This is a genomic window from Pseudonocardia sp. ICBG1293, from assembly GCF_020131355.1.
GTDB lineage: Bacteria > Actinomycetota > Actinomycetes > Mycobacteriales > Pseudonocardiaceae > Pseudonocardia.
Map to the genome: position 1 here is coordinate 1 of NZ_JAHLEL010000065.1, position 7,739 is coordinate 7,739.

General features: G+C 74.8%; 5 protein-coding genes and 3 pseudogenes. 4 read left to right on the top strand and 4 right to left on the bottom strand.

The window, feature by feature from the left end:
* Window positions 1-161: 161 nt before the first annotated feature.
* From KPF47_RS35365 to KPF47_RS35380, 4 genes are all read right to left on the bottom strand, one after another.
* A complete protein-coding gene (locus KPF47_RS35365; protein ID WP_224392510.1) occupies window positions 162-1,313 on the bottom strand; it encodes an MFS transporter in 1,152 nt (383 codons plus the stop codon).
* 393 nt (window positions 1,314-1,706) lie between these two features.
* Window positions 1,707-2,336: an MBL fold metallo-hydrolase gene (locus tag KPF47_RS35370; RefSeq protein WP_224392509.1), complete on the bottom strand. Its 630-nt coding sequence runs from the start codon at window positions 2,334-2,336 to the stop codon at window positions 1,707-1,709.
* The gene (locus tag KPF47_RS35375) at window positions 2,336-3,424 is read right to left on the bottom strand and encodes an S-(hydroxymethyl)mycothiol dehydrogenase (protein WP_224392508.1); all 1,089 of its coding nucleotides are present in this window, start codon (window positions 3,422-3,424) and stop codon (window positions 2,336-2,338) included. Before KPF47_RS35375 ends, KPF47_RS35370 begins: the two co-directional genes overlap by 1 nt.
* A gap of 183 nt (window positions 3,425-3,607) precedes the next feature.
* A complete protein-coding gene (locus KPF47_RS35380; RefSeq protein ID WP_224392886.1) occupies window positions 3,608-3,787 on the bottom strand; it encodes a hypothetical protein in 180 nt (59 codons plus the stop codon).
* Between the two features lie 477 nt (window positions 3,788-4,264).
* Here KPF47_RS35380 and KPF47_RS35385 point away from each other — a divergent pair.
* From KPF47_RS35385 to KPF47_RS39440, 4 genes and pseudogenes are all read left to right on the top strand, one after another.
* A pseudogene (locus KPF47_RS35385) lies at window positions 4,265-5,352 on the top strand (S-(hydroxymethyl)mycothiol dehydrogenase).
* Window positions 5,352-5,983: pseudogene (locus KPF47_RS35390) on the top strand (MBL fold metallo-hydrolase). Before KPF47_RS35385 ends, KPF47_RS35390 begins: the two co-directional pseudogenes overlap by 1 nt.
* Window positions 5,962-6,786 (top strand): annotated as a pseudogene (locus KPF47_RS39435) (MFS transporter); the annotation flags it as partial. The pseudogenes KPF47_RS35390 and KPF47_RS39435, both read left to right, overlap by 22 nt.
* An 82-nt stretch (window positions 6,787-6,868) precedes the next feature.
* Entirely contained in the window at window positions 6,869-7,531 is a 663-nt protein-coding gene (locus KPF47_RS39440) for an MFS transporter (RefSeq protein WP_308015577.1), read from the top strand.
* Window positions 7,532-7,739 lie beyond the last annotated feature (208 nt).

Here is a 7,739-nt window from a genome sequence, read left to right on the forward strand (position 1 = left end):
GACCTCGACGGCGCGCCGACCCCGGTCGGCCGGGCCGCGGCGGGCCGGCCGTGCGGCCGTGGCCGCCGTGCCGCCGGGCGGGCAGGCCGGACACCGACATGCAGCCGGGGGAGGCCTCGCGGGCCCGACGGGCCGGCCGCCGCCCGGCGGGCGGGCGGAGCTCAGCCGGGGGTGCGGCGACGCCGGACGGCCGGGGTGAGCAGCAACAGCGCGGCCGCCGTCGTGCCGAAGGCGGCGGCGAAGCCGAACGGCTCGGCGATCGCACCGAGGCCGGTCGCGCCCAGGCCGGTCCCGGCGTCGTAGGCGATGTTCCAGGCGGCGCTGGCCGTGCCGTAGTGCAGCGGCCCGGCCGCGGCGAACAGCGCGACCATGGCGTCGTTCTGCACCAGCCCGAACCCGGTCCCGACGACGGCCGCCCCCGCCACCAGCAGGACCGCCGCGAACGGCGCCGCGAGCACCCCGAGCAGCCCGACCGCGGCGCAGGCCGTCCCGACCGGCAGGAGGGTGCCGGGTCGTCCGCTGCGGTCGGTGAGCGTGCCCGCGACGCCCCGGCCGACCAGCGCCCCCAGGGCGGTGGCGAACAGCGCGGCGGGCACCGCGACCGGGGCACCGGGGGCGGCGAGCGGGGCGAAGGTGATCACACCGCCCTGCGCGGTGGAACAGCCCAGCATCGCCAGCACCGGCGCGGCGGGGAGCCGCCTGCGGGGCTCGCGGGGGTGCGGTCCGACCTCGTCGCGGCGGGGAGCGCGAGCCCGCCGGGGACCCCGCAGGAACGCCACCACCAGCGCCGCGGCGACCGGGGTGATGCCGGCCAGCAGGAACACCCCGGTGAACCCCACCGCGTCGACGACCGCGACGCCCGCCGGCAGGAACAGCAGCTGGGGCAGGCCGACCGCGTAGCCGTAGCGCGCCGAGGCCCGCCCGTGCGCGGACGGCTCCACCAGCTCCGCGACGAGCGCGCTCCCGGCGACGGTGGCCATTCCGAACCCGACCCCGCGGACCGCGGAGACGGCCAGTACCGGACCGAGGTCGGCGGTCAGCGCGAGCAACGGCGTCGGGAGCCCGAGCAGCAGCGACCCCGCGACCAGCACCGGACGGTGTCCGACCCGGCGCAGCATCGCGGGCACGAGCAGCTGGGTGCCGACGGTGACCGCCATCAGCACCCCCGTGCTCAGCCTCGCGCCGAACTCGCCGGACCCGCCCCGGGACACCCACAGCGGGACGACCGGGAGCAGCAGGGCGTAGCCGCCGAACGCCAGTGCGGTCGCGGCGAGCAGCAGGCGGAACGGGAGCGACGACAGCGAGCGGGGCACGCCCCACCGTGTCAGACCGCAGTGGCCCCGGCCCGCCCCTCCCGGATCCGGGACTCGGCCGTCCGCCGGGGTGAGTTCCGACGCCGTTCTCCGAGCCGACGCTCCGCCCTGCCCGCACGAGCGGCCCGCGCTGCCCGGCGTGGCCCGGGGGCGGGCGGTCCGGTCGCCGGGATGCACCTCAGCGGAGCGGGAGTGGGGGATCTCCCCGCCCGCTGAGGTGCGTCTCGGCGCCGGAGTGCGCGCCCGGGTGCAGCGCAGGGATGCCGACGGTGCCCCTGCACGACCCCTGGGGTGCTGCTCGGCGGGGGACGGCGGGGCGATGTGCAGCTCCACGGGGAACGGCCGCGGCCGGCCTCTCGGGGTGAGGGGCCGGGCCGCGTCGTTGCGTGGGGGTCAGGACCCGTTGCGGATCCATTCCTCGAGGTGGGGTGCCTCGTCGCCGATCCTGGTGGAGTCGCCGTGCCCGGTGCGGACCCGGGTGTCGGCGGGCAGCGTGAGCAGGGTGGTCCGGATGGACTCGATGATGGTGTCGAAGCTGGAGTAGGAGCGTCCGGTCGCGCCGGGACCGCCCTGGAACAGGGTGTCGCCGGTGAACACGATGCCGAGCTCGGGGGCGTAGAGGCAGGACGAGCCCGGCGAGTGACCGGGGGTCTGCAGGACGGTCAGGTCGATCCCGCCCGCGGTCAGGACCTGCCCGTCGGCCAGCTCCCGGTCGGGCTTGCGGTCGGGCCAGGTCATGTCCCAGAGGACCAGCTCGGCCGGGTTGAGCAGGATCGGCGCGCCGAAGCGGTCGGCGAGGGCGGGCGCCTGGTTGACGTGGTCGTCGTGGGCGTGGGTGCACACGACGGCCTTGACCGTCCGGTCGCCGACGGCGGCGGCGATGGCGTCGGCGTCGTGGGCGGCGTCGATGACGAACACCTCGCGGTCGTCGCCGACGATCCAGACGTTGTTGTCGACGTCGAAGGAGCCACCGTCGAGGTTGAAGGTGCCGGAGGTGACGACGTGGTCGATCGGGCTCGCCATCAGAGGATCACCACCGAACGCAGGACCTCACCGGAGTGCATCTTCTCGAAGGCGGACTCGATGTCGTCGATGCCGATCTCCTCGGTGACGAACTTGTCGAGCGGGAAGCGGCCCTGCAGGTAGAGGTCGACGTAGGTCGGGAAGTCGCGGCTGGGCAGGCAGTCGCCGTACCAGGAGGACTTGAGGGCGCCGCCGCGGCCGAAGTAGTCGATGAGCGGGATCGCGGGGGCCTGCAGGTCGGGGGTCGGGACGCCGACCAGGACCACGGTGCCGGCGAGGTCGCGGGCGTAGAACGCCTGCTCGTAGGTCTCCGGGCGTCCGACCGCCTCGACGACCACGTCGGCGCCGTTGCCGTCGGTGACCGACCGGATGAACTCGACCGGGTCGGTGTCCTTGGCGTTGACGGTGTGGGTCGCGCCGAACCCCTTGGCCCACTCCAGCTTCCGTGGGTCGGTGTCGACGGCGATGATCGTGGTGGCGCCGGCGAGCGTGGCCCCGGCGATGGCGGCGTCACCGACGCCGCCGCAGCCGATGACGGCGATGGAGTCGCCGCGTCCGACCTGCCCGGTGTTGACCGCGGCGCCGAGACCGGCCATGACCCCGCAGCCCAGCAGCCCGGCGACCTTGGCCGGGGCGTCCGGGTTCACCTTGGTGCACTGTCCGGAGTGGACGAGGGTCTTCTCGATGAAGGCGCCGATCCCGAGGGCGGGGGAGAGCTCGGTGCCGTCGGTCAGGGTCATCTTCCGGGTGGCGTTGTGGGTGTCGAAGCAGTACTGGGGCCTGCCCTTCTTGCAGGCCCGGCACTGCCCGCAGACGGCGCGCCAGTTGAGGACCACGTAGTCGCCGGGCTCGACGTCGGTGACGCCCTCACCGACGGACTCCACGACGCCGGCGGCCTCGTGGCCGAGCAGGAAGGGGAACTCGTCGTTGATGCCGCCGAGCTTGTAGTGCAGGTCGGTGTGACAGACCCCGCAGGCCTGGATCTTCACCACGGCCTCACCGGGGCCGGGGTCGGGGACGTTGATCGTCTCGACGGTGACCGGCTCACCCTTGGCCCGGGCCACGACGCCGCGTACCTGCTGTGCCATTGCTCGTACTCCACTCGTCCTCGATGCCGCCCGCTCGGGACGGATGCTCGGATGGCGACTCTGGCATGAGTGACCGGACGGTGCCAGGTCGGCACGGGCCCTGCAACAGGTGTTTCCCCGGGTGCGGGAAGGGGGCGGCACCGGCCCACGGATCGCGTGGGCCGGTGCCGCCCCCGGGGGACCTCAGAAGTCGAAGTCGCCGCCCATGTCCATCCCGCCGTCGTCGAAGCCGGGGTCCTCGGCCGGCGGCTCCTCCGCCGCGGCCAGGTCCTCGTCGGCACCGGCGTCGTCGAACATCGCGCCGGCGATCGCCGTGCCGATGAACGCGCCCGCGACACCCGCGAGCAGCGATCCGGCGATCATCCCGCCCATGCCCGCCCGCGGCCGCCGCCGAGCGAGCGCTCCATGGTGCCGGGATGCGCATCTCGGCACCATGGAGCGCTCGCTCGGCGGCGGCCGCGGGCCGGGCATGGGCGGGATGATCGCCGGATCGCTGCTCGCGGGTGTCGCGGGCGCGTTCATCGGCACGGCGATCGCCGGCGCGATGTTCGACGACGCCGGTGCCGACGAGGACCTGGCCGCGGCGGAGGAGCCGCCGGCGAGGACCCCGGCTTCGACGACGGCGGGATGGACATGGGCGGCGACTTCGACTTCTGAGGTCCCCCGGGGGCGGCACCGGCCCACGCGATCCGTGGGCCGGTGCCGCCCCCTTCCCGCACACGGGGAAACACCTGTTGCAGGGCCCGTGCCGACCTGGCACCGTCCGGTCACTCATGCCAGAGTCGCCATCCGAGCATCCGTCCCGAGCGGGCGGCATCGAGGACGAGTGGAGTACGAGCAATGGCACAGCAGGTACGCGGCGTCGTGGCCCGGGCCAAGGGTGAGCCGGTCACCGTCGAGACGATCAACGTCCCCGACCCCGGCCCCGGTGAGGCCGTGGTGAAGATCCAGGCCTGCGGGGTCTGTCACACCGACCTGCACTACAAGCTCGGCGGCATCAACGACGAGTTCCCCTTCCTGCTCGGCCACGAGGCCGCCGGCGTCGTGGAGTCCGTCGGTGAGGGCGTCACCGACGTCGAGCCCGGCGACTACGTGGTCCTCAACTGGCGCGCCGTCTGCGGGCAGTGCCGGGCCTGCAAGAAGGGCAGGCCCCAGTACTGCTTCGACACCCACAACGCCACCCGGAAGATGACCCTGACCGACGGCACCGAGCTCTCCCCCGCCCTCGGGATCGGCGCCTTCATCGAGAAGACCCTCGTCCACTCCGGACAGTGCACCAAGGTGAACCCGGACGCCCCGGCCAAGGTCGCCGGGCTGCTGGGCTGCGGGGTCATGGCCGGTCTCGGCGCCGCGGTCAACACCGGGCAGGTCGGACGCGGCGACTCCATCGCCGTCATCGGCTGCGGCGGCGTCGGTGACGCCGCCATCGCCGGGGCCACGCTCGCCGGCGCCACCACGATCATCGCCGTCGACACCGACCCACGGAAGCTGGAGTGGGCCAAGGGGTTCGGCGCGACCCACACCGTCAACGCCAAGGACACCGACCCGGTCGAGTTCATCCGGTCGGTCACCGACGGCAACGGCGCCGACGTGGTCGTCGAGGCGGTCGGACGCCCGAGACCTACGAGCAGGCGTTCTACGCCCGCGACCTCGCCGGCACCGTGGTCCTGGTCGGCGTCCCGACCCCCGACCTGCAGGCCCCCGCGATCCCGCTCATCGACTACTTCGGCCGCGGCGGCGCCCTCAAGTCCTCCTGGTACGGCGACTGCCTGCCCAGCCGCGACTTCCCGACCTACGTCGACCTCTACCTGCAGGGCCGCTTCCCGCTCGACAAGTTCGTCACCGAGGAGATCGGCATCGACGACATCGAGTCCGCCTTCGAGAAGATGCACTCCGGTGAGGTCCTGCGTTCGGTGGTGATCCTCTGATGGCGAGCCCGATCGACCACGTCGTCACCTCCGGCACCTTCAACCTCGACGGTGGCTCCTTCGACGTCGACAACAACGTCTGGATCGTCGGCGACGACCGCGAGGTGTTCGTCATCGACGCCGCCCACGACGCCGACGCCATCGCCGCCGCCGTCGGCGACCGGACGGTCAAGGCCGTCGTGTGCACCCACGCCCACGACGACCACGTCAACCAGGCGCCCCGCCCTCGCCGACCGCTTCGGCGCGCCGATCCTGCTCAACCCGGCCGAGCTGGTCCTCTGGGACATGACCTGGCCCGACCGCAAGCCCGGACCGGGAGCTGGCCGACGGGCAGGTCCTGACCGCGGGCGGGATCGACCTGACCGTCCTGCAGACCCCCGGTCACTCGCCGGGCTCGTCCTGCCTCTACGCCCCCGAGCTCGGCATCGTGTTCACCGGCGACACCCTGTTCCAGGGCGGTCCCGGCGCGACCGGACGCTCCTACTCCAGCTTCGACACCATCATCGAGTCCATCCGGACCACCCTGCTCACGCTGCCCGCCGACACCCGGGTCCGCACCGGGCACGGCGACTCCACCAGGATCGGCGACGAGGCACCCCACCTCGAGGAATGGATCCGCAACGGGTCCTGACCCCCACGCAACGACGCGGCCCGGCCCCTCACCCCGAGAGGCCGGGCCGCGGCCGTTCCCCGTGGAGCTGCACATCGCCCCGCCGTCCCCCGCCGAGCAGCACCCCAGGGGTCGTGCAGGGGCACCGTCGGCATCCCTGCGCTGCACCCGGGCGCGCACTCCGGCGCCGAGACGCACCTCAGCGGGCCGGGGAGATCCCCCACTCCCGCTCCGCTGAGGTGCATCCCGGCGACCGGACCGCCCGCCCCCGGGCCACGCGGGCAGCGCGGGCCGCTCGTGCGGGCAGGGCGGAGCGTCGGCTCGGAGAACGGCGTCGGAACTCACCCCGGCGGACGGCCGAGTCCCGGATCCGGGGAGGGGCGGGCCGGGGCCACTGCGGTCTGACACGGTGGGGCGTGCCCCGCTCGCTGTCGTCGCTCCCGTTCCGCCTGCTGCTCGCCGCGACCGCACTGGCGTTCGGCGGCTACGCCCTGCTGCTCCCGGTCGTCCCGCTGTGGGTGTCCCGGGGCGGGTCCGGCGAGTTCGGCGCGAGGCTGAGCACGGGGGTGCTGATGGCGGTCACCGTCGGCACCCAGCTGCTCGTGCCCGCGATGCTGCGCCGGGTCGGACACCGTCCGGTGCTGGTCGCGGGGTCGCTGCTGCTCGGGCTCCCGACGCCGTTGCTCGCGCTGACCGCCGACCTCGGTCCGGTACTGGCCGTCTCCGCGGTCCGCGGGGTCGGGTTCGGAATGGCCACCGTCGCCGGGAGCGCGCTCGTCGCGGAGCTGGTGGAGCCGTCCGCGCACGGGCGGGCCTCGGCGCGCTACGGCTACGCGGTCGGCCTGCCCCAGCTGCTGTTCCTGCCGGCGGGCGTCGCGGTCGTCGACGCGGTGGGGGTTCACCGGGGTGTTCCTGCTGGCCGGCATCACCCCGGTCGCCGCGGCGCTGGTGGTGGCGTTCCTGCGGGGTCCCCGGCGGGCTCGCGCTCCCCGCCGCGACGAGGTCGGACCGCACCCCCGCGAGCCCCGCAGGCGGCTCCCCGCCGCGCCGGTGCTGGCGATGCTGGGCTGTTCCACCGCGCAGGGCGGTGTGATCACCTTCGCCCCGCTCGCCGCCCCCGGTGCCCCGGTCGCGGTGCCCGCCGCGCTGTTCGCCACCGCCCTGGGGGCGCTGGTCGGCCGGGGCGTCGCGGGCACGCTCACCGACCGCAGCGGACGACCCGGCACCCTCCTGCCGGTCGGGACGGCCTGCGCCGCGGTCGGGCTGCTCGGGGTGCTCGCGGCGCCGTTCGCGGCGGTCCTGCTGGTGGCGGGGGCGGCCGTCGTCGGGACCGGGTTCGGGCTGGTGCAGAACGACGCCATGGTCGCGCTGTTCGCCGCGGCCGGGCCGCTGCACTACGGCACGGCCAGCGCCGCCTGGAACATCGCCTACGACGCCGGGACCGGCCTGGGCGCGACCGGCCTCGGTGCGATCGCCGAGCCGTTCGGCTTCGCCGCCGCCTTCGGCACGACGGCGGCCGCGCTGTTGCTGCTCACCCCGGCCGTCCGGCGTCGCCGCACCCCCGGCTGAGCTCCGCCCCGCCCGCCGGGCGGCGGCCGGCCCGTCGGGCCCGCGAGGCCTCCCCCGGCTGCATGTCGGTGTCCGGCCTGCCCGCCCGGCGGCACGGCGGGCCACGGCCGCACGGCCGGCCCGCCGCGGCCCGGCCGACCGGGGCGGCGCGGTCAGGTCCGCGGCAACGCCTTCTCCACCATCGGCACGACGCCGTCGAGCGCGGCGG

What these genes read in the sequence shown, in the direction of transcription:
- KPF47_RS35370 (WP_224392509.1), bottom strand. Translation starts at nt 2,336, where the DNA reads ATGGCGAGCCCGATCGACCACGTCGTCACCTCCGGCACCTTCAACCTC.
- KPF47_RS35375 (WP_224392508.1), bottom strand. Translation starts at nt 3,424, where the DNA reads ATGGCACAGCAGGTACGCGGCGTCGTGGCCCGGGCCAAGGGTGAGCCG.
- KPF47_RS35380 (WP_224392886.1), bottom strand. Translation starts at nt 3,787, where the DNA reads ATGATCGCCGGATCGCTGCTCGCGGGTGTCGCGGGCGCGTTCATCGGC.